This window comes from Novosphingobium sp. SG919, assembly GCF_012932495.1.
Lineage (GTDB): Bacteria > Pseudomonadota > Alphaproteobacteria > Sphingomonadales > Sphingomonadaceae > Novosphingobium > Novosphingobium rhizosphaerae.
The window spans coordinates 35,187-56,210 of the sequence record NZ_JABCNG010000009.1 but is presented as its reverse complement, the minus strand read 5'-3'; the positions used below and the strand labels follow the sequence as shown (position 1 = coordinate 56,210).

17 protein-coding genes and 1 pseudogene are annotated in these 21,024 nt (G+C 64.9%); 5 read left to right on the top strand and 13 right to left on the bottom strand.

The annotated features are described in order from the left end of the window. Positions 1–106: 106 nt before the first annotated feature. Positions 107–1,027: pseudogene (locus FHT19_RS23290) on the top strand (IS1182 family transposase); the annotation flags it as partial. Between the two features lie 54 nt (positions 1,028–1,081). Here FHT19_RS23290 and FHT19_RS23285 read toward each other — a convergent pair. The 12 genes from FHT19_RS23285 to FHT19_RS23230 all read right to left on the bottom strand — a co-directional run bounded on the left by FHT19_RS23285 (position 1,082) and on the right by FHT19_RS23230 (position 15,419). Continuing rightward, on the bottom strand, positions 1,082–2,089 hold the full coding sequence (locus tag FHT19_RS23285; RefSeq protein WP_168557920.1) for an NADPH:quinone oxidoreductase family protein: 1,008 nt from the start codon (positions 2,087–2,089) through the stop codon (positions 1,082–1,084). Next, positions 2,089–3,261, bottom strand: coding sequence for an acetyl-CoA C-acyltransferase (locus FHT19_RS23280; protein ID WP_168557921.1), 1,173 nt, complete (start codon positions 3,259–3,261; stop codon positions 2,089–2,091). The genes FHT19_RS23285 and FHT19_RS23280 overlap by 1 nt, the downstream gene beginning before the upstream one ends. A gap of 17 nt (positions 3,262–3,278) precedes the next feature. Next, a complete protein-coding gene (locus tag FHT19_RS23275; protein ID WP_168557922.1) occupies positions 3,279–3,731 on the bottom strand; it encodes a MaoC family dehydratase in 453 nt (150 codons plus the stop codon). Continuing rightward, the gene (locus tag FHT19_RS23270; RefSeq protein WP_168557923.1) at positions 3,728–5,449 is read right to left on the bottom strand and encodes an acyl-CoA dehydrogenase; all 1,722 of its coding nucleotides are present in this window, start codon (positions 5,447–5,449) and stop codon (positions 3,728–3,730) included. Before FHT19_RS23270 ends, FHT19_RS23275 begins: the two co-directional genes overlap by 4 nt. After that, entirely contained in the window at positions 5,449–6,555 is a 1,107-nt protein-coding gene (locus tag FHT19_RS23265; protein WP_168557924.1) for an acyl-CoA dehydrogenase, read from the bottom strand. The genes FHT19_RS23270 and FHT19_RS23265 overlap by 1 nt, the downstream gene beginning before the upstream one ends. Positions 6,556–6,558: 3 nt before the next feature. Next, entirely contained in the window at positions 6,559–7,758 is a 1,200-nt protein-coding gene (locus tag FHT19_RS23260; RefSeq protein ID WP_168557925.1) for an acyl-CoA dehydrogenase family protein, read from the bottom strand. Positions 7,759–7,836: 78 nt separating this feature from the next. Beyond that, positions 7,837–9,489 carry a long-chain-fatty-acid--CoA ligase gene (locus FHT19_RS23255; RefSeq protein ID WP_168557926.1) on the bottom strand — a complete coding sequence of 551 codons (1,653 nt, stop codon included), beginning with the start codon at positions 9,487–9,489 and terminating at the stop codon, positions 7,837–7,839. Between the two features lie 37 nt (positions 9,490–9,526). Next, positions 9,527–11,560 (bottom strand): 3-hydroxyacyl-CoA dehydrogenase NAD-binding domain-containing protein, encoded by a 2,034-nt coding sequence (locus FHT19_RS23250; RefSeq protein ID WP_168557927.1) that lies wholly within the window; start codon positions 11,558–11,560, stop codon positions 9,527–9,529. Between the two features lie 13 nt (positions 11,561–11,573). Continuing rightward, positions 11,574–12,371 (bottom strand): SDR family oxidoreductase, encoded by a 798-nt coding sequence (locus tag FHT19_RS23245; RefSeq protein ID WP_168557928.1) that lies wholly within the window; start codon positions 12,369–12,371, stop codon positions 11,574–11,576. After that, the gene (locus FHT19_RS23240) at positions 12,368–13,144 is read right to left on the bottom strand and encodes an SDR family oxidoreductase (RefSeq protein ID WP_168557929.1); all 777 of its coding nucleotides are present in this window, start codon (positions 13,142–13,144) and stop codon (positions 12,368–12,370) included. The genes FHT19_RS23245 and FHT19_RS23240 overlap by 4 nt, the downstream gene beginning before the upstream one ends. Positions 13,145–13,158: 14 nt before the next feature. After that, positions 13,159–14,175, bottom strand: coding sequence for a phosphotransferase family protein (locus FHT19_RS23235; RefSeq protein WP_168557930.1), 1,017 nt, complete (start codon positions 14,173–14,175; stop codon positions 13,159–13,161). Further along, the gene (locus FHT19_RS23230; protein ID WP_169476992.1) at positions 14,172–15,419 is read right to left on the bottom strand and encodes an acyl-CoA dehydrogenase family protein; all 1,248 of its coding nucleotides are present in this window, start codon (positions 15,417–15,419) and stop codon (positions 14,172–14,174) included. Before FHT19_RS23230 ends, FHT19_RS23235 begins: the two co-directional genes overlap by 4 nt. 236 nt (positions 15,420–15,655) lie before the next feature. Between FHT19_RS23230 and FHT19_RS23225 the strand changes: the two genes are divergently transcribed. The 3 genes from FHT19_RS23225 to FHT19_RS23215 all read left to right on the top strand — a co-directional run bounded on the left by FHT19_RS23225 (position 15,656) and on the right by FHT19_RS23215 (position 18,867). Beyond that, positions 15,656–16,906 carry a TetR/AcrR family transcriptional regulator gene (locus FHT19_RS23225; protein WP_168557932.1) on the top strand — a complete coding sequence of 417 codons (1,251 nt, stop codon included), beginning with the start codon at positions 15,656–15,658 and terminating at the stop codon, positions 16,904–16,906. A gap of 93 nt (positions 16,907–16,999) precedes the next feature. After that, positions 17,000–17,698 carry a response regulator gene (locus FHT19_RS23220; RefSeq protein ID WP_082350005.1) on the top strand — a complete coding sequence of 233 codons (699 nt, stop codon included), beginning with the start codon at positions 17,000–17,002 and terminating at the stop codon, positions 17,696–17,698. Then, positions 17,695–18,867 (top strand): ATP-binding protein, encoded by a 1,173-nt coding sequence (locus FHT19_RS23215; protein ID WP_168557933.1) that lies wholly within the window; start codon positions 17,695–17,697, stop codon positions 18,865–18,867. The genes FHT19_RS23220 and FHT19_RS23215 overlap by 4 nt, the downstream gene beginning before the upstream one ends. 34 nt (positions 18,868–18,901) lie before the next feature. Here the strand turns inward: FHT19_RS23215 and FHT19_RS23210 are convergent, their stop codons facing one another. Next, positions 18,902–19,678: a class II aldolase/adducin family protein gene (locus tag FHT19_RS23210; protein ID WP_168557934.1), complete on the bottom strand. Its 777-nt coding sequence runs from the start codon at positions 19,676–19,678 to the stop codon at positions 18,902–18,904. 245 nt (positions 19,679–19,923) lie between these two features. Between FHT19_RS23210 and FHT19_RS23205 the strand changes: the two genes are divergently transcribed. After that, on the top strand, positions 19,924–20,988 hold the full coding sequence (locus tag FHT19_RS23205) for an amidohydrolase family protein (RefSeq protein ID WP_246866342.1): 1,065 nt from the start codon (positions 19,924–19,926) through the stop codon (positions 20,986–20,988). Positions 20,989–21,024: the final 36 nt, after the last annotated feature.

Sequence of the window (21,024 nt, the reverse complement as noted above, 5' to 3'; positions counted from 1 at the left end):
AGGCCGCGTGGACAAATCCAGCGCTTCGGGAACGACCGAAATTGGGTGGAGGCTGTGTGAAAACGCCCTGATATGCTATGATTTTGGCGTTGTAGGAGGCGCCGAAGTGGGACGTTTCATCGAGGGCTGTGACCGCCGGCAGAAGCTGCTTTTGCCCGATAGCGTTGATGATTACGTGTCCGAGGACAACGCGGTACGCGTGGTTGATGTCTTCATCGACGAACTGGATCTGGCGGGGCTCGGCTTCGAGGATGCAGCGTCTACGGGGCGCCCGGGATATCACCCGGCGATGCTGCTCAAGCTATATCTCTACGGGTATCTGAACCAGGTGCAGTCGAGCCGGCGGCTTGAGCGCGAGGCAGGTCGCAATGTCGAGCTGATGTGGCTGACGGGCAAGTTGGCGCCAGACTTCAAGACCATTGCTGATTTCCGGCGCGACAACGGCCAGGCGATCCAGGCGACGTGCCGGCAGTTTGTAGCACTGTGCCGTAACCTTGGCCTCATCGCTGGCGGAACGGTGGCGGTGGACGGCAGCCTGTTCAGGGCGGTTAATACGCGCGACAAGAACTTCACGCCGGGTGCGATCCGCCGTCGGATGGAGCAGGTGGATGCGAGCATCGAGCGATATCTGGTCATGCTCGATACCGCCGACCGGCAGGAAAGCGAGGTCGCCGAGATTCGCACGACCCGACTTGCCGAGCGGCTCGAGGCTCTTCGCCGACAGATGCGCGACCTCAAGGCGATGGAGCAGGCGGTCGAGGCCGCGCCCGATCGGCAGATATCACTGACCGACCCGGATGCGCGAGCCATGGCGAGCACCGGCAAGGGGACGGGACAGGTCGGTTACAACCTTCAGGCAGCTGTCGACGCAGACCACCATCTTTTCGTGGCGCACGAGGTTACGAACGTCGGTCACGACCGAAGTGCGCTTGCTGCCATGGGCAAGCTGGCACGCGAAGCGACCGGCGTGGAAGATCTGACGATACTGGCCGACCGGGACTACTTCTCAGGCGAAGAGGTCCTTGCGTTCTCCGCGATGCCCCATCCTATCTGATCCCAATGACGTTCCGCAACTAGATAGCTAGTCGTCCTGCGACAGTCTCACGACGACCTTGCCGATCGCCGAACGGTTGGCCAGCCGCGCGATCGCTGCGCCGCCTTCGGCGAGGGGGAAGACGCGGTCGATCCGTGGCTTGATCTGTCCGTTCTGCCACCAGTGCAGCAGTTCGCGCACATGGGCGCGATGACGTTCCGGTTCGCGGGAAACGAAGCCGCCCCAGAAAACGCCGCGCATGTCGCAGGCTTTCAACAGCGTCAGGTTGAGGGGCAGATGCGGTATCCCCGCCGGGAAGCCGGTGACTAGGTAGCGACCTTCCCAGGCAATGCTGCGGAGCGCCGGCTCGGCATAGTCGCCACCCACGGGATCGTAGATCAAATGCGCGCCGTGCGGGCCCACGGCCGCCTTGAACGTGTCTGCCAGCGCCTTGGACGCGGCCTTGTCCAAGGGGCCTGATGAATAGATCAACGTGCTGTCGGCACCGGCTTGGCGCGCGGCGGCGGCCTTTTCCGCGCTGGAAACGGCGGCCACGACCGTGGCCCCAAGCGCCTTGCCGATCTCGATTGCAGACAGGCCGATGCCGCCCGCCGCGCCCAGGACCAGCAGCGTTTCACCGGCCTTGAGTTGCCCGCGATCCTTCAGCGCGTGGATCGTGGTGCCATAGGTGAAGACGAGCGCGGCGCCTTCGACCGGATCGGCGCCGTCGGGCAGGCGGACTGCCGAGGCGGCGGGAACGATGACCTGTTCAGCCAGTCCGCCCCCAAGCGTGATCGCGATCAACCGATCGCCGATCGCCCAATCCTCCACGCCCTCGCCCAGCGCATCGACGATACCGCAAACCTCCGAACCCGGTGCGAAGGGGCGGGTTGGCTTGAACTGGTACTTGTCCTCGATGATGAGCACATCGGGATAGTTGATGGCGCAGGCGACGACACGGATCCGCAGTTCGGACCGGCCAGGCTGCGGGGTTGGCAACTCGGCCAGTTCCAGCGTTTCAGGGCCACCGGGCGCGCGGGAGATGAGCGCTTTCATCACAGCACCTCGAACAGGCCGGCCGCGCCCATGCCGCCGCCCACGCACATCGTCACGACAACGTGCCGCGCACCGCGCCGCTTGCCCTCGATCAACGCGTGACCGACCATGCGCGCGCCCGACATGCCATAGGGATGGCCGATCGAGATCGCGCCGCCATTGACGTTGAGCCGGTCATCGGGAATGCCCAGCGTGTCGCGGCAATACAGCATCTGCACGGCGAAGGCTTCGTTAAGCTCCCACAGCCCGATGTCATCCATGCCAAGGCCGAACCGTTCGAGCAGCTTGGGCACTGCAAAGACTGGGCCGATGCCCATTTCATCGGGTTCGGTTCCAGCCATTGCCATGCCGACATAGCGGCCGAGCGGCGTGAGCCCGCGATCGGCAGCCAGCCTGGCTTCCATGATCACGCAGGCCGAAGCGCCATCGGACAGTTGCGATGCATTGCCCGCGGTGATGACGCCACCTTCAACCACCGGCTTGAGCGCGGCGAGCCCTTCTGCCGTGGTTTCCGGGCGATTGCCTTCGTCTTTCGTCAGCGTGACGTCGCGGTGCGAAATTTCTCCGGTGGCCTTGTCGGCGACGGCCATCGTTGCGGTTACGGGCACGATTTCCTGGTCGAACGCTCCGGCGGCCTGGGCCGCGGCGGTTTGTTGCTGCGAGCGCAACGCATAGGCATCCTGCGCAGCGCGCGAGATGCCATAGCGCTTGGCGACAATCTCGGCCGTCTGAAGCATCGGCATGTAGATGTCTGGCACCATCGCGAGCAGCGCGCGATCGGGCTCAACCCGCATTTGCGGCGTCTGCACCAGCGAAATGGATTCAACGCCGCCGGCAACGACCACGTTCATGCGATCGACAATGACCTGCTTGGCAGCCGTGGCGATCGCCATGAGCCCGGAGGAACATTGCCGGTCGATCGTAAGGCCCGAAACCGTTACCGGCAGGCCGGCTCGCAAGGCGGCGGTGCGCCCGATCGTGTGCTGCACGCCCTGCGGCAAGGCAGCGCCGATGATGCAATCGTCAATTTCGGCCGGGTCCACGCCGGCCCGCTCGACAGCGCTGCGGATCGCATGCGCGGCGAGGGTCGGGGAGGGGGTGGCGTTGAAGGCGCCGCGATAGGCGCGGCCGATCGGCGTACGGGCGGTGGAAACGATGACGGCGTCGCGCACGAAAATCTCCTGATGTTTCAAATCGTGAATTGGGTGAGCCAAATGGCGGCAAGGGCGGGCTTGGCGTGCCCCTCGATCTCGATCGTGACATCGAGTGTCTGTTGAAAGCGACCAGGTGACTTCTCGGTAATATCGACAAGCGTCGAGGCCAGGCGAATCCGGCTGCCGGAGCGAACCGGCGAGATGAACCGCACTCGGTCCAGCCCATAGTTCACGGCCATCTTGGCAGGCGGCATGGCGGGGCGTGCGATCGAAGCCTCGAGCCAGGCCAGCAGTGACAGGGTGAGAAAGCCGTGCGCAATCGTGCCGCCGAACGGTGTTTGCGCCGCGCGCGCCGGATCGACGTGGATGAATTGGTGATCATGCGTCGCCTCGGCGAAGAGATCGATCATCTTCTGATCGACGATGACCCAGTCCGAATGGCGGGTTACGCCGATCTCGGCCTGGATGGCGGCGGGAAGATCGGTCATGCGAAGGCCTCTTCCGGCAGGTGGCGCACCAGATCGCTGTGCGTGTCGACCACGCGGAGCCACGCCAAAGCCTGTGGCAATTCGGTTTCGGCCATGAAACGGCAGGCAGCGAGGATGCCGGGCCGCAGCGGACTATCGACGGTGGCCTTCCCGGCCTGGTCCAACCACAACCACATGACCACACCGTGGCCAAAGGCGCGCAGAAACAGCGTCGCATCGTCAAAGGCGCCGGCGCCGCTGCGCTTCTGCAACCCGGCAATGGTCTGTGCCAAGCGGTCCCAGAAGGCGGTCAGCGCAGTGGCACAACCGGCGAGGGTGCCATCCGTGCATGCGGCCGTGGCGGTGATCCTGTCGCGCAGTATTGCGAGGCCGCGCCCATCGGAAAACAGGATCTTGCGTCCCAGCAGGTCAATCGCCTGGATGCCTGTGGTGCCTTCGTGGATCGGATTGAGGCGGTTGTCGCGGTAGAGCTGCTCGACATCGAAATCGCGCGTGTAGCCGTACCCGCCCAGAACCTGGATGGCGAGGTCGTTGGCAGCGAGGCCGAACTCGGACGACCACGTCTTGGCAACCGGGGTAAGCAGCGCGAGCAGTGCCTCTGCATCCTCGCTCGCCTGATCGACAAGGTGCGCGCAATAGAGGCAGAGCGCGATCGCACCCTCGGCATAGACCTTTTGTCGCAGGATCATGGCGCGAACGTCGGGATGGTCGATAATCGGCAGCGGATCGCCGCCCTTGGTGCCGACAGCGCGGCCTTGCACCCGTTCGCGTGCATAGCGCAGCGATTGGCGATACCCGCGGTAGGCCAGGGCGGCAGCGCCCATGCCGACCCCGATCCGGGCCTCGTTCATCATCATGAACATCTGGGCAAGCCCCTGGCCCGGGGCGCCCACGCGCCATCCGATTGCGCCGTCGCGCTCGCCGAAATTGAGCAGGCAGTTGGACGTGCCGCGAAAGCCCATCTTGTGGTTGAGCCCGGCCACGACAACATCGTTGGGCGATCCATCCGCAAGCCATTTGGGCACGATGAACAGCGAGATGCCCTTTGATCCGGCCGGAAGCGCGCCATTCTCGTCGGTGATCTTGGCGAGGACGAGGTGGACGATATTCTCGCTCACATCCTGGTCGCCGCCCGAAATCCACATCTTGTTGCCGGTGATCCGATACCGGACGCCGTGCTCGTCCTCGCCATCGGGGGTGGCGCGGGTGCGGATATCGCCCAGGCTCGAACCGGCTTGCGGCTCTGACAAGCACATCGTGCCAAACCAGCGCCCGGCGATCTGCGGACGCGCGAACCGCGTGATTTGCGCGGGCGTGCCGAACGCGGTGATGAGACGGGCATTGGCCGTCGTCAGCATCGGATAGGCAGAGGTCGACACATTGGCTGCGGCAAAGACCGCGTAGAGCGCCAGCGATGTCGTGGTGGGAAGACCGAGCCCACCCAGCTCTTCGGGGAAGCTGATCCCGAACAGGCCGAGTTCGGCATAGCGGGCCAGGGCCTGCTTGATCGCGGGCAGAATATGCACGCCATCCGCATCGAGCGTCGGCTCCTGGAGGTCGGCCTGGCGATAGTGCGGCATGAATTCGTCAGCCGCGAGCTTGTGCGCCATTTCCAGCATGGCGAGGAACGTGCCATGGTCATCCCCGCCCAGTGCGTTCAGCCAGTCGCCCAGCTGGAAGGCAAGCAATCCGGCCGAGGGCAATGCATCGCTGCTCATCAGGCGTGCCCCAAGGCAATGAAGCGTTCAAGATGATGGTCTTCGTCGCCGAGTTGGTGGCCAATCATCGTCAGCCGCTTGGCGTAGTGCGAGAGCGGCAGCTCCCACGTCATGCCGATGCCGCCGTGCATCTGGATGGATTCCTCGGCCACCAGCGTGCCGACGCGGCCGATCGTGTACTTGGCGGCCGAGACGGCACGTTCGCGGGTGCGCCGATCCTGGCCCAGCGCATCGGCGGCGCTGATCGCGGCAGAGCGCGCCAGCTCGATCTCCAGTGCCACGGTGGCCATGCGATGTTGCAGCGCCTGGAACTTGCCGATCGGCACGCCGAACTGACGGCGCGTGCGCAGATAATCGAGCGTTGTGGTCTTGAGCACGTCCATCACCGCCACGGCCTCCCAGGCAAGCGCGACAATGCCGGCGGCGATCGCCTGCTCGATGAGGGGGAAGCCGTCCTTGGCCACCAGCGTGGCCGGCGTGTTATCGAGGACCAGCTCGCCGCCGCGCCCGCCGTCGACCATGGGATAGCCGCGCAGCCGGGCCGCCGCCTTGTCGACGAGGAACAGGCCGATGCCGGCTTCATCGCCCGGTGCGCCGGCGATCCGCGCCGAGACGAGAATGCGATCGGCCGCCTCGATCTGCGGGACAACCGCCTTGCAACCCTGGAGCGCCCAGCCCGCGCTGTTGGGCAAAGCCTGGGTTTCGACGTCGCTGACATCATATCGGCTCTGCGGCTCTTCATGCGCGAAGGCGAGCAGGGTGGTCCCGGCGATCACCTCGGCCAGCAGCGCGTCCTGTTTGCCCGCGGCCATGGCCAGTGCCTGGCCGGCCATCAGCGTGCCAAGGAACGGCTCGACCACCAGTGCCTTGCCCAATCCTTCGAACACGGCCGCGATATCAAAGCCGGTGCCGCCAAAGCCGCCCGCCCCCTCGCCGAACAGGGCGCCCACGACACCCAGTTCCGCCAGTTCCGCCCAATGCGTGCGCGACCAGCCTTCGGGCGACGCGCTGATCTTGTTGCGGATGTCGAACGGGTAACGCTGCTGAAGATAGCGGCCGAGCATGTCGGCCAGCATCTGCCGATCTTCGCTGTGGTGGAAATACATGGCTCAGAGCTCCAACAGGGCTTTGGTGATGATCTCGCGCTGCACTTCGTTGGAGCCGCCGAAGATCGAGAGCTTGCGGTTGTTGAAATAGTCCACCGCTACCGGCGCCGCATAGTCCGGGCCGATGGGCGCGCCGTTGAAGCCCTCGTCCAGCGCTTCGCTGACAAAGGGCTGGGCGTATGGCCCCAGCGCGCGCCGGGTGAGGCTGGTGATCTCCTGGCGGATCTCGGTGCCGCAGATCTTGAGCATCGCGCTCATTTCCAGCGGCGCCGACCCGCCGCTTCCCGAAGCGGCCAGCACGCGCAGATTGGTGATCTTGAGGTTCTCGAGGTTGATTTCCAACCGGGCGAGCCGCGCGGCGAACAACGGGTCTTCCGCAAGTGGCCGGCCCCCCTTGCGCTGGCTTTGCGCGATTTCCTTGAGGTGGTTGAACGCCGCCATCGAGCCGCCAACCCCGGCAAGGCCCGCGCGCTCGTAGGTCAGCAGGTATTTGGCATAGGTCCAGCCCTTGTTCTCCTCGCCAACCAGGTTTTCGGCCGGCACGCGCACATCGGTGAAGAACACCTCGTTCACCTCATGCTCGCCATCGAGCAGGATGATCGGACGAACCTCTACGCCGGGCGTCTTCATGTCGATCAGCAGGAACGAGATGCCCTCCTGCTTCTTGCCCTCGGTCGAGGTGCGCACCAGGCAGAAAATCATGTCGGCATACTGGCCAAGCGTGGTCCAGGTCTTCTGGCCGTTGACGACGTAATGGTCGCCATCGCGCACCGCGCTGGTTTTCAGGCTGGCAAGGTCAGAGCCTGCGCCAGGTTCGGAATAGCCCTGGCACCACCAGTCGGTGCCGTCGAGGATACGCGGCAGCCAATGATCCTTTTGCGCCTGCGAACCATATTTGATCAGCACTGGGCCGAGCATCGAAACGCCGAACGGGACGATGCGCGGTGCGTGGGCCAGCGCGCTCTCGATGTCGAAGATCGCCGCCTGCGCCACCGACCAGCCGGGGCCGCCGTATTCCTTGGGCCAGTGGTTGGCATACCAGCCGCGTTCGTTGAGGATGGCGTGCCACTCTGCCATGTCCTGCTTGGTGAGCCGCTTGCTGGTGCGCACCTTTTCGGCGATGCGGGTGGGTAGCCGATCCTTCAGGAAAGCCCTGACTTCCTCGCGGAAAGCCATTTCCTCGGGCGAGAAGTGGAGATCCATCAGATCAACCTTTCAAACAGGCCGCCACGCGGCGGGCAAGGGCAGAGCGGGGCCTGCCGGGACAAGCGGAGTGGGGCATCAGGCGACACCCGCCTGGGCGTTGTCGGCATGGGTGGCGCGAATGAGCTTCTTGTCGATCTTGCCGACGCTGGTGCGGGGCAGGCCATCGACGACTGCGAAGCGCTCCAGCTTGGCATAGCGGGTGATGGTGCCCTGGCTGATCGCTGCCTCGATCGGCGCGTTCAGCGCTTCGAGAGTCAGTGCGGCACCGGGCCGCGCGACCACGACCGCCAAGGGCCGTTCGCCCCATTTGGCGTCGGGCATGGCCACCACCGCCACTTCCACCACGCCTTCGGCAGTGGCGACGAGTTCCTCCAGCTGGATGGAATCGATCCATTCCCCGCCGGTCTTGATCACGTCCTTCAGCCGGTCGCGGATGCGGATATAGCCATCGGCATCGATCGTCGCGATGTCCTGCGTGTGCATCCAGCCGCCGCGCCACAATGCTTCCGAGGCCTTGGCATCGCCGGTGTAGCAGGGGGTGAGCCAGGGCGCGCGCAGCACCAGCTCGCCGCGCGTCTGCCCGTCGTGCGGCACATCGTTCATGTCATCATCGACGATCCGCGCCGAAATCAGCGGGGCGGGGACCGTCGCGGTCAGCGCCTCGATTTCTGCCGCGTCATCGCCTTCGGTGCCGGGGCGGATGCGCGCGACCGAGACCAGCGGCCCGGTTTCCGACATGCCGTACCCCGCGATCAGGCGCATGCCCTTGCGACGCCCTTCCGCGCAGAGTTGCGCCGACAGCGCCGATCCACCCACGGTGATCGTCCAGCCGCTGACATCGGTGCCGGTCTTTTCGGCCGCATCGAGCAGCATCCGCAGGATCGTCGGCACGCAGTGCGAATAGGTCACCTTGTGCTGCGAATGCAGCCGGCACAGCATCTCGGGCTCGTACCGACCCGGATAGACTTGCGTCATGCCCAGCATCGTCGCGACATAGGGCACGCCCCAGGCGTGGACGTGAAACATCGGCGTCAACGGCATGTAGACGTCTTTGTAGGCAAAGCCGGTGCCATCCGCCGCGCCGAACGGCGCATTGCACGCCAGCGTGTGGAGCACCAACTGGCGATGGGTGAAACACACGCCCTTGGGATTGCCGGTCGTGCCGGTGGTGTAAAAGGTGGTGGCAACGGCGTTTTCGTCGAAGTCTTCGAACGGATAATCCGGCGAGGCTGCGGCTGACAGCGCTTCGTACTCGCCCTTGGCATAGGCCGGCAGCGCGCCTTGCGTGCCATCCATGATGGCGACCACCGCCTTTACACCGGGCAGCGACGGCAGCACGGCTTCGACCAGCGGAAAGAAATCATGATGGACGAGCAGGATCTCCGCGTTGGCGTGATTCAGCGTGTAGGCAACCTGCGGCGCGGGCAGGCGCACGTTCACCGTCTGCAGCACAGCGCCCATCATCGGAACCGCGAAATAGGCCTCGAGATAGCGGTGGCTGTCCCAGTCCATTACCGCGATCGTCATCCCCTGCTCGGCACCCAGGTCCGCCAGCAGCGAGGCGAGCCGGCCGACCCGCCCGGCGAACTCGCGATAGGTCCAGCTGCCCTGTTCGCGATAGACGATCCGCCGGTCGCCCGCCGTGGTCAGGACACTGTCGAGCAGGTGGCGGATGGTCAGCGGGAAGCGATAGGCCTCGGTCGCCGGTTCAGCGAAGCGTAGCGGCATGATGCTCTCCTCTCGTCTTGTCTTTTTTCTGCGTCGCTTATCGGTCGAGCGGCTTGCCTTGCGCGGCGCATTCGAGCAGCAGCGGTGACAGCGTGAATTCGGCGCCCAGCGCATGCTGGTAGCGTGTCAGCGACTGCGCGATCTTGTCCAATCCGACCGTATCTGCCCAGAACATCGGCCCGCCCTTGTGACGCGGCCAACCATAGCCATAGTTCCACACGACATCGATATCCGAAGCGCGTTGGGCAATGCCTTCTTCCAGGATCTTGGCGCCTTCGTTGACCATAGAGTACAGCGTACGCACCGTGATCTCCTCGTCGGAAATATCGCGCGGGACGATCCCGGCCCTGGCGCGGAAATCGTCGATGATCGTCGCGACGACCGGCGATCGCGTCGGCCGCCGCTTCTCGTCGTAATCGTAGAAGCCGGCTTGCTTCTTCTGGCCCCAGCGTCCCTGCGCGCACAGCGCGTCCTGAAGGCTTTCGATGCGGCTGGGATCGCGATGCCAGCCGATATCGACGCCGGCGAGATCGGCCATCTGGAACGGCCCCATCGGCATGCCGAAGTCGGTATGCACGCGATCGACCTGTTCCGGCGTGGCGCCTTCAAGCAGCAGCGCGTTGGCGTTGGCCTGGCGCGGGATCAGCATGCGATTGCCGATGAAGCCATAGCAGACCCCGGCCACAACCGGCACCTTGCCGATTTTGCGCGCGATAGCCATGCCAGTGGCCAGCGCATCGGGCGCGGTCTTGGCCCCGCGAACCACCTCGACCAGCTTCATCACGTTGGCGGGCGAGAAGAAATGGAGGCCGAGCACGTCCTGCGGGCGCGTCGTTGCCGCCGCGATTTCGTCGATAGAGAGATAGGAGGTGTTTGACGCAAGCATCGCGCCCGGCTTGGCAATGCCGTCGAGCCGGGCAAAAATCTCCTTCTTCACCTCCATGTTTTCATAGACCGCCTCGATGATGAGGTCACAGTCGGCAAGCGCTGAAAAGTCGAGCGTCGGCGTGATCAGGCCCATCGCCTTTTCGACCTGCTCGGCGGTGAGCCTACCCTTGGCGGCGGTTGCCTCGTAGTTTTTGCGCATGACGCCAATGCCACGGTCCAGCGCATCCTGCGCCATCTCGACCATGGTAACCGGGATGTTCGCCGAGAGGAAATTCATCGAGATGCCGCCGCCCATCGTGCCCGCGCCGATCACGCCGACCTTGTTGATCGGGCGGAGCTGGATATCCTTGGGCAGGCCATCGATCTTGGCCGCGGCGCGCTCGGCGAAGAAGACGTGGCGCAGCGCCCTGGACTGCGCGCCGGCGACAAGTTGCTGGAACAGCATGCGTTCCTTTTCCTGCCCCTGGTCGAGCGGCAGTTCGGTTGCAGCCTTCACCGCCGCGATGCAGCCCTGGGGCGCATCGAGGCCCTTGATCTTGCGGGCATTTTGGGTCGCGAACTGTTCAAACACTGCCGGATCGGCCGAAACGGAGCGATCGCCGGTGCGGCGGGGCGCGGCGAGTGTGCGGGCATAGGCGATCGCCTCGGCGGCAAGGCTTTCGTCGCTCTCGGCCAGCTTGTCGACGAGCCCGGCCTGCGCCGCCTTGCTCGCCGCGATCGGCGTGCCCGAGACGATCATGTCAAGCGCGGTTTCCACGCCCACGAGGCGCGGCAGTCGTTGCGTGCCGCCGGCACCGGGCAGGATGCCAAGCGAGACTTCGGGCAGGCCCAGCCTGGCCTTGGGGCTGGCGATCCGGTAATGCGCGCCCAGCGCCACTTCCAGCCCGCCGCCCAGCGCCGTCCCGTGAATGGCAGCGACCACCGGCTTGGCGCTCGCCTCGATCGCATCGACCACCTGCGGCAGCCAAGGATCGACCGGCGGCTTGCCAAACTCGGTAATGTCGGCGCCGCCCGAGAACATCTTGCCGGCGCCGCGAATGACGATCGCCTTGATCGCCGGATCGCCCTGCGCATCGGCCAGCGCCTTGGCCAGCCCCTGGCGGACCTGCGCGCCCAGTGCATTGACCGGCGGATTGGCCATGACAATCTCGAGGACGTCGTCGTGAAGCTTGGTCTCGATCATGGAAGCTCTCTCGTCAGAAGGACGTCTCGCCTAGGCCGCGCGGCCGGGCGAAGGGATGGGAGGAGGAGAGGCCGGCATCGACGACCAGGGCATGGCCGTTGACATAGCTGGCCTCGTCGGACGCGAGGAATGCAACCGCGGTGGCGATCTCGATGGGCTGGCCGCCGCGCTTGAGCGGGTTGAGTTGCCCCAGTTGGTCGCTCTTGCCCTTGGCGCGGGCGCGTTCGTAGAATGGCTGGGTCATGCCCGTCTCGATCAGGCCAGGGCACACCGCATTGACGCGAATGCCCGATCCGCTGAGCTGCTGTGCCGCGGTCTGCACAAGATTGATCACCCCCGCCTTGGATGCGGAGTATGCCGGGCCACCCGCGCCGGCGCGCAAGCCTGCGACAGAGGCGGTACAGACGATCGCACCGGCGGTTCCGGCATCGAGCATGGCCTTGCCGCCATGCTTGATCGCCAGGAACGGACCGATCAGGTTGACCTGCAGCAGGGCCTGCCAATCCTCCACCGACTGGTCGAAGATGCCCGCCATGCCGCCGCTGATCCCGGCATTGGCAAAGATCACATCGATCCCGCCATGCGTCTGGATTGCAGCGGCGATCATCGCCATGACATCGCCTTCATTGCCGGCGTCCCCGCGCATCGCGGTAATCGCGGGATGCGTGGCGGCGGTCGCTTCCACGCCATCACCAAGGTCGACCGCCAGAACCCGTGCGCCTTGTTCGGCAAACAGGATGGCCGTGGCACGGCCAATTCCCGATGCCGCGCCGGTGACGAGGACACTCTTCCCCGCAAACCGCGCGTTCACAGGCCGCCCCGGATCGTCGTGCCACCGTCAACGACAATGCCCTGGCCGGTGACATAGGCGCCGGCTTTCGAGGCGAGGAAGACCGCCGCACCCGCGATCTCGTCGGGCTCGCCAATGCGGCCGAGCGGGGTGACGCGGTTGAGCGCGGCCTCTGCCTCCGGGTCTTCCCACAGCGCCTTGGCAAAATCTGTGCGGATCACCCCGGGTGCGATCGCGTTGACGCGCACGTTGTGCCTGCCAAATTCGATCGCAAGGTTGCGGACCAGCTGAAAATCGGCGGCCTTGGACACGTTGTAGGCCCCGATCACGTCCGATCCGATCAGCCCGCCGATCGAAGAGACGATCACGATCGCGCCGTTTTCGCGCTCGATCATTTCAGGCACGACCATGTTGATCAGCCAATGGTTGGCCAGCACGTTGTTGTCGAAGATCTTGCGGAACTGCTCGTCGGTAATCCCGGCCATCGGGCCGTAATAGGGGTTGGAAGCCGCGTTGCAGACGAGGATGTCGATCTTGCCGAAGCGTCGGCGCGTTTCCGAGACCAGCGTCTGCAGCATCGCCTTGTCAGAGATGCTGGCAGCGATGGCGATGGCACGTTCCTCGCCATGCGTGGCGTTGACGGCGTTGGCAACTTCCTCGCAGGCCTGCTGCTTGCGGCTGGAGATCACCACCTTGGCACCGGCATCGGCATAAGCCTCGGCGATGGCGCGGCCAATGCCGCGAGACGATCCGGTGATGATCGCGACTTTGCCGGTCAGATCGAACAAGTCCATGTTTCTCGCTCTCCTTATGCGGTGGCGCCGGCCTGGCGTGCTTGCGCCCAGGCGGCCTGGGCCAGCGGTCGCAATTTGGCGACGGCTTCTGCGGCCCTGCTGCTCGAGGCATTGCCATCGATCAGACGCTTCTTGATGCCCTGGACGATGCCGACCAGGCGGAACAGATTATAGGCAAAATACCAATGCAGATCGGGCAAGGCGTCCCGCCCGCTAGCCGCGCAATAGCGGTCGACCATGGCGCCAAGCGGCGGCAGCCCTTCGGCAGCAAGATCGATGCCGGCCAGCCCCGATCGCCCGTCACGCGGCATCGCCCAGTTCATCGCGAAATAGGTGAAGTCGGCCAGCGGATCGCCGATCGTGGTCAGTTCCCAATCGAGCACTGCTGCCACCCTGGGGGCGTTTGCGGCGTAGATCAGGTTGTCGATCCGGTAATCGCCGTGGATGATCGCAGTGCGGGTCTGCGCGGGCACGGTGCGCGGCAGCCAATCGATCAGCTTGTCCACCTCGGCAATGTCGTCCGTCTGCGCGGCGCGATACTGCTTGGTCCAGCGCTGGATCTGCCGCTCGAAATAGTTGCCCGGCGGACCGAAATCGCCGAGCCCGACGGCCTGGTGATCGATCGCGTGAAGCGCCGCCAGCGTATCGACCATCGCCTCGTAATAGGCGTGGCGATCGGGCCTGGGGATATCGGGCAGCGTGCCGTCCCACAGCGTGCGGCCCTCCACCAGTTCCATCAGGTAGAAGACGGCACCGATCACGCCCGCGTCCTCGCACAGCGCGATCGGACGGGGCACCGGGAATCCGGTGGGGAAAAGGGCCGAGATCAGGCGAAATTCACGGTCGACCGCGTGGGCCGACGGCAGCAAATGGCCAAACGGCTTGCGCCGCAGCACGAAGTTTCCGGCCGAGGTTGCGATGCGGTAGGTGGGGTTGGACTGCCCGCCCGCAAACTTCTCCACCGCATGCAGCTCGGCAGTGGTGGCCTGTTTCAGCCATCCCGCCAGCTTGTCCTGGTCGAGATCGCTCATCGCGCGGCGTCACGGTATTTGCCGAGTTCGGCGCGGGCGATGGCGCGGGCGTGTACCTCGTCAGGGCCGTCGGCAAGGCGCAGCGTGCGGATGTTGGCCCAGCCTGCCGCCAGCTGGAAATCGCCCGAGACACCGGCGCCACCATGGGCCTGCACGGCATCGTCGATGATTTTCAGCGCCATCATCGGCGCCTGCACCTTGATCATCGCGATCTCGTTGCGCGCGGCCTTGTTGCCGGCGCGGTCCATCATGTCGGCCGCCTTGAGGCACAGCAGCCGCGTCATTTCGATGTCGATGCGGGCACGGGCGACCCGTTCCTCCCACACGCTGTGTTCGGACAGGCGCTTGCCGAAGGCAGTGCGCGAGAGAAGCCGCCTGGCCATGGCCTCCAGCGCCTCCTCGGCCGCGCCGATCGTGCGCATGCAGTGATGGATACGGCCCGGCCCGAGCCTTCCCTGGGCAATCTCGAAGCCGCGACCCTCGCCCAGCAGCAGGTTTTCTGCCGGCACGCGCACATCGGTCAGCGTAACCTCGGCATGGCCGTGGGGGGCATGATCATAGCCATAAACCGACAGCAGCCTCTCGACCTTCACGCCGGGCGTATCGACATCGACCAGGATCATCGCCTGCTGGCTGTGCGCGGGGGCATCGGGATCGGTCTTGCCCATCACGATCGCCAGCTTGGCACGCGGGTCACCCATGCCAGACGACCACCACTTGCGCCCGTTGATCACATAATGATCGCCGTCACGGCGGATCGAGGTGCGGATGTTGGTCGCGTCGGACGAGGCGATCTCGGGCTCGGTCATCAGGAACGCCGAGCGGATGGTGCCCTCCATCAGCGGCTTGAGCCAGCGATCCTTCTGCGCCCGCGTGCCATAGCGGTGCAGCACTTCCATGTTGCCGGTGTCGGGTGCCGAGCAGTTGAACACTTCCGAAGCCCAGCCGATGCGCCCCATCTCTTCGGCGCAGAGCGCATATTCAAGATTGCTGAGCTGCGTTCCCGCGAACACGAAGCTGTCGTCGACATGGGTATGGCCCGATGCCGGCGGCATGAACAGGTTCCACAGCCCGGCAGCCCGGGCCTTTGGCTTGAGCGCCTCGATCGTTTGCGATGGCGTCCAGCGATCGCCGGTGTTGACCTCTGTCCCATAGGCTTCGACCTGCGGCCTGACGTGCATGGCGATAAAATCCCGCACCGCGCCTTGGAAGTGCCGCTCACGTTCGGTGAAGGTGAAATCCATCGATCCTCTCCAGAGGCCGGCCGACTCAAGGGCCATACCCTAAGTTCTAATTATGCCTGACCATGACGCATCGCCGCAGACCTGTCCAGCAGGACTCTACGCTCAAAACGAGATATATTGCGTAAAATCGGCACGGCTCGTCGCTTTGTCTAAACTGACCCGATATTCGAATTGGAGTTTAGGGGCGGCGCAATCTGTGGGTCGACAGCCGCGGCGCGAGTGACGATAAGGCACGCATGTGCGACACCATGCCTCCCACGCCTGGCGCGGAAACCGGCGCTGCCCTGGTCGATAGCGCGACCCGTTTTGACAGGCAGAAGCAGCGCATTGTCGATGCCGCGACGACGCTGTTGAACGATAAGGGCATGCGCGGGATGACGCTGTCCGACGTGGCGACCGAACTGGGCTTGAGCACGACCAGCGTGACCTACTATTTCCGCCGCAAGGAACAGTTGCTGACGGCGGTATTCGAAGACACGCTAGGCCGGCTGGCAGCGATGGTGGATGCAGCGCAGGCAGAGCCGACGCCCCGCGCGCGCGTTGCCCGCTACGTCGAACTGCATTTCGAGCACTTTGCGGGAACCTTGCGCCAGTCGGAGCGGCCGCTGGCCAACCTTTCCGAAATCCGTTCGATGGACGAGCCGGCGCGATCATCGCAGATCGAGCAGTATCGCGGCACGCTGCGGGCGATCCGCAGCTTCTTTGGCCCGGCCCGCGATGCCTCGCACCGCGACGTGCTGATCGCGCGCGCGCACATCCTCAACGAGGCGCTGCTATGGCAGCGCACATGGCTCGGGCAGTTCGCGATCGGTGATATGCCCAATGTCCGGCAGCGTTTTTTCCGGATACTTGACGGCGGTATCCTCACGCCCGGCACCGCTTGGGACGTTCGCGTGTTCACGCCCGGGGCGGTGATCGATGCAGGCGACCAGGAAAGTTTCCTGCGCGTGGCAACGCGTTTCATCAATGCCACCGGCTATCGCGGCGCGTCCGTCAAGCGGATCATGGCGGAGTTCAATCGCACCAAGGGCAGTTTCTACCATCATCTCGATTCCAAGGATGATCTGGTCGTCGCGTGCTGGCGGGCCAGCCACCGCCGGCTGGCCGATCTGCAGACCAGGGCCAGGGCCGAGCAGGCATCGGCGTGGAAGCGGCTTTCCGCCACGGTGCAGTCGGCGCTGCAGTTGCAGTTTGCCGACGAGTTCCCGCTGCTGCGCGTGACGGCCTATCAGGCGATGCCGCCTGCGGTTCGCGCGCTGGCGCTGCGCTATGCCCAGCGCACGGCGCTTGGCATGATGGGCGAGCTGGTGGAGGGGATGGCCGAAGGCGCCGTTCGCCTGGTCGATCCGTTCATTGCCGCACAGTTCCTGCTCGCGGCCATCAACGCGGCCTACGATCTGCAGGGGTGGCGCAAGGATCGCTCGCTGGCCGTGGTCATGGACGCCTACACGTCGGTATTGGGCAACGGCTTGTTCGCCCCGGAGTGAGAGGAGGGCATTCCCGCGCCGCCCGGCTGGGTTGTATAATATAGTCAGGGCTATAATACCTGCTGCTATGTCGCAATCGCTGGGCAACACTGCATGACCGAGTCCGGGCCCCTGGTGCTGGTCGTCGAGGACGAGCAGAAAATCGCTGACATCATTCGGGCCTATTTCGAGCGCGAGGGCTATCGCGTGGTCCGCGCCGCAGATGGGGAGGAAGGCGTCCAGAACCATTACCGGCTGGCCCCGGACCTCGTCATCCTCGATGTAAAGCTGCCCAAGCTTGACGGGTTTCAGGCCTTGGCGCGGATGCGCGCGCATTCCGACACGCCGATCATCATGGTAACCGCGCTGGGCGAGGATTACGAACGCCTTGCGGGGTTGCGTATCGGGGCAGACGACTATGTCGTCAAACCTTTCAATCCGGCCGAACTCGTGGCGAGGTCTGCTGCCGTGCTGCGCCGGGCAAGATCGCAAAGCGTGCCGCAGCGGCTGCGGATCGGGGTGATCGAGATAGACTGCGATGCGCATCTCGTGTCGGTTTCCGCAGGGGAGGGGCCGCGCCGCCTGATCGAGACGACCATCACGCAATTCCGCTTGCTGGAATATCTCGCCCGCGCAAGCCCACGGGTGGTCGGTCGCGGCGCGCTGCTCGATGCCTGCCTGCCCGAAGGAGAGGCGCTCGAACGGACCGTCGACAGCCACCTGTCGAAATTGCGGCGCAAGCTGGAGATGGCCGGGGCTGGCGACGTGCTCGAAAGCGTGCGCGGCGTCGGCTATCGATTGTCGGCGCGATGATGTGGCGCACGCTGCGCCTGCGCACGCAACTGGCCGCGGCGATGATCCTGGCCATCCTGCTGGCCATCCTGTTCGGCTATGTCGGGCTCAATCTCTTTGCGCGATGGCAAGAGCAGATGATGCTCAATGCGCTCGATCCGGTTGCGCGCCAGACGCTGATGGAGGTCGACGCCGGGGGCAGGCCGCCGGCGGCAGCCGCTGTTGCGCTTTACAAGGAGCGGGTGCGGATCGCGCAGACCATCGATCACGAACAGAGCGTGCTGCTGATCGGATTGGCCGCGCTGGCATCGATGTTCGGCATCGCGGTTGGCCTGGCGCTGGCCACCCGCCTTGCCCGCCCGATCGAGGCAGTGAGCCATGCGGCGCGCGCGATCACCTTGGGCGATCTGTCGGCGCGCGCGGCCGAAGGGCCGCCCGGCGCAGGCGAGCTTCGGCAGTTGCTTTCCGATTTCAACAGCATGGCCGAAGCGCTGGAAGCCTATGACCGTGATCTGCGCGAAGGCTCTGCGGCCATCGCCCACGAGTTGCGCACTCCACTGACGATCTTGCGCGGGCGGCTGCAAGGCCAGCTGGATGGGGTGTTTGCCACCGATGGTGCCGCGATCGCCGCGCTGATCCAGGAGGTGGATCTGCTCGCGCGCATTGTCGAGGATTTGCAGACTCTCAGCCTCGCCAACACCGGCCGTCTCGAGCTGAATGTGCGTTTGGCCGATTTGGCGCTGCTCGCCGCCACCCACCTGCACGCCCTCGAGCCGATCCTGGCCACCGCCGGCATGCGCCTGGAAACGCGCCTCGCGCCAACCCTGGTCGAGATCGATGCGCAACGGCTGGGACAGGTCCTGCTCGCGCTTGTCGACAATGCCCGCCGGCATGCCGCATCGGGTGGGGTGGTTGAAGTGGAAACGAAAATCGACGGCGCCAGCGCCTTGCTGATCGTTACCGATCGTGGCCCCGGTTTACCCTCGCACGAACCCGATCAGGTGTTTCGTCGCTTTTGGCGGGGTGAACCGTCGCGCAGCCGCGTGCACGGGGGCAGCGGCCTTGGCCTCGCCGTGGTGAAAGCGGTTGTCGAGGCGCACGGCGGGACAGTCCTGGCAGGCGACCGCCCGGACGGCGGCGCGGTGTTCCAGATACAGTTGCCGCGGCAGCAACGGCGGGGCAAAGCCTGACGCGCTGTCCCGCCGTGCTTGAACCGGCAGGACGTCAGCTATCATAACCGGGCAGGCGGCGATCGAGCTGGCGCAGGAAACCCGGCCAAGCCAGCATCGCCGATTTTGCGCGTCCGGTGCTCACCTGCTGCCGCACCTCTTCCTGCGCAGCGGCCGGCGCAAGCATCACCTTGTCCCGCCCGATCGACAGGGCAGCCACCTGCTGGGCACATGCCTTTTCAAGGTAATACATGCCGAGCCATGCCTCTGCCGCTGTTTCTCCTACTGCAAGCGTGCCATGGTTGCGCAGGATCATGGTCTTTTTGTCGCCCAGGTCCGCGACGATGCGCTCGCGCTCCGCAAGGTTGAGCGCGATCCCTTCATACCCGTGGTAGCTGATCGAGGGCAGCGCGATCAGCGCGTGCTGCGTCAGCGGCAGAAGCCCCTCGCTGTGGGTCGATACGGCAACGCCGTGGTCAGAGTGGAGGTGCATGACGAACCGGGCGTCTTCGCGCGCGCCGTGGATCGCCGAATGGATCGTGAAGCCAGCCGGGTTCACCTTGTACGGCGTCGGCGCGATGATCTTGCCATCCAGATCGATCTTGACCAGCGAAGAGGCGGTGATCTCTTCGAAAAACATCCCATAGGGATTGATCAGGAAATGGTGATCATCCCCGGGCAGTCGCGCCGAAATGTGGGTGTAGATCGCGTCATCCCAGCCGTGCAGGGCGACAAGCCGATAGAGCGCGGCCAGTTCTACGCGGATCTGCCATTCCTGCGATGCGGCATCGGTCTGTGCGGTTGTCCGGTCTGCCGGTGCGAGTGTGTCCATTTCAGTTCTCCTGTCCATCAACCGCTATTTTTACTGCAACTGCGGCGCTGATTTTGGCTCAGCCGGGCCGCTATGCGTAATGCGCATGCTATCGCACCGGGTTGACCCAATCAATAGCGATAGCTATTAATATGCGCTCCCGCCGCTTTGCCGGCCCGGAACCGCCGTGCAACGGGTCACAATGGCCGACGCGCTTGGGGCAGGGCAGGGGCGGTATCGGGCCACAGCGAAGGACAGCGAATAGCATGGGGCTGGGTAACGCAGCGCGGATGGTGCCGCGCGAGGACGCGATCGATCCCGATCTGCCGATCATCGATCCGCACCATCACCTTTGGGAGGATCATCCCGAAAGCCACTATGCAGCAAAGGCGGCGCACCCGTTCAACGATGTCTTTGCGCAAGACCCCGTATATCTGCGCGACGAGTTTCTGGCGGACTTGCGCACCGGCCATAACATCGTCGCAACCGTCTATGTCGAATGCGGCGCATTCTACCACGAGCATGGATCGGAGAACGATCGCGCGCTGGGTGAGATCGAACGCGTCGTGGAAATCGCGCAGGCAGGCGCGGGCGATCCTTCGGGAGGCCAGCCGTGCGCGGCGATCGTTGGCTATGTCGATCTGACCAGCGATGATGCGGCTGCGGCGCTGGCGCGGGCGAAAGCGGCCGGGGCGGGCAAGCTGCGTGGCATCCGCAACATTGGCCCGCATGACGACGAGCGTGTGCTCGGCCCGGTCGCCCCGGCGCCCCGTGGGCTCTATGGCAGCGACGCTTTTCGGCGCGGCTTTGCCGCATTGGCCGAGGCAGACCTGTCGTTCGATGCCTGGGTGTTCGCGCCGCAGATCGGGGAAGTGATGGACCTCGCCCGCGCGTTTCCGCACGTGCCGATCATGCTGGATCACGTTGGCACGCCGCTGGGGATCGCCCGGCACCGCGGCACGCTGGCAGCGACCTTTCCCGACTGGCAGCGCGCCATCCGCGAACTGGCGACCTGCCCCAACGTCCACGTCAAGTTGGGCGGGTTGGGCATGCCCTTCACGATGCTCGACGGCCTCGGGCCCACGCAGCGCGTTGGCTCTGCGACTCTCGCACGCCTGTGGCAGCCCTATATCGAAAGCTGCATCGAAGCGTTTGGGACGGATCGCGCGCTGTTCGAAAGCAACTTTCCGGTCGACCGCTGGGGCGCGGACTATGTCGAAACGTGGAACGCGTTCAAACGCCTGACGCAGTCGGCCTCGGCAGACGAGAAATCGTGGCTGTTCGCGCGCTCAGCTGCCAAATTCTATCGTCTCGACGTCCACGCCGCCTAGACCGCCAGAACCGTTCCTGTTGCACGGGAAAAAGAA

Coding starts and splice junctions, on each gene's coding strand:
- FHT19_RS23270 (WP_168557923.1), bottom strand. CDS start 5,449: ATGAGCAGCGATGCATTGCCCTCGGCCGGATTGCTTGCCTTCCAGCTG.
- FHT19_RS23285 (WP_168557920.1), bottom strand. CDS start 2,089: ATGAAAGCGCTCATCTCCCGCGCGCCCGGTGGCCCTGAAACGCTGGAA.
- FHT19_RS23255 (WP_168557926.1), bottom strand. CDS start 9,489: ATGCCGCTACGCTTCGCTGAACCGGCGACCGAGGCCTATCGCTTCCCG.
- FHT19_RS23205 (WP_246866342.1), top strand. CDS start 19,924: ATGGGGCTGGGTAACGCAGCGCGGATGGTGCCGCGCGAGGACGCGATC.
- FHT19_RS23210 (WP_168557934.1), bottom strand. CDS start 19,678: ATGGACACACTCGCACCGGCAGACCGGACAACCGCACAGACCGATGCC.
- FHT19_RS23215 (WP_168557933.1), top strand. CDS start 17,695: ATGATGTGGCGCACGCTGCGCCTGCGCACGCAACTGGCCGCGGCGATG.
- FHT19_RS23275 (WP_168557922.1), bottom strand. CDS start 3,731: ATGACCGATCTTCCCGCCGCCATCCAGGCCGAGATCGGCGTAACCCGC.
- FHT19_RS23230 (WP_169476992.1), bottom strand. CDS start 15,419: ATGGATTTCACCTTCACCGAACGTGAGCGGCACTTCCAAGGCGCGGTG.
- FHT19_RS23260 (WP_168557925.1), bottom strand. CDS start 7,758: ATGGATCTCCACTTCTCGCCCGAGGAAATGGCTTTCCGCGAGGAAGTC.
- FHT19_RS23235 (WP_168557930.1), bottom strand. CDS start 14,175: ATGAGCGATCTCGACCAGGACAAGCTGGCGGGATGGCTGAAACAGGCC.
- FHT19_RS23250 (WP_168557927.1), bottom strand. CDS start 11,560: ATGATCGAGACCAAGCTTCACGACGACGTCCTCGAGATTGTCATGGCC.
- FHT19_RS23265 (WP_168557924.1), bottom strand. CDS start 6,555: ATGTATTTCCACCACAGCGAAGATCGGCAGATGCTGGCCGACATGCTC.
- FHT19_RS23240 (WP_168557929.1), bottom strand. CDS start 13,144: ATGGACTTGTTCGATCTGACCGGCAAAGTCGCGATCATCACCGGATCG.
- FHT19_RS23225 (WP_168557932.1), top strand. CDS start 15,656: ATGTGCGACACCATGCCTCCCACGCCTGGCGCGGAAACCGGCGCTGCC.
- FHT19_RS23220 (WP_082350005.1), top strand. CDS start 17,000: ATGACCGAGTCCGGGCCCCTGGTGCTGGTCGTCGAGGACGAGCAGAAA.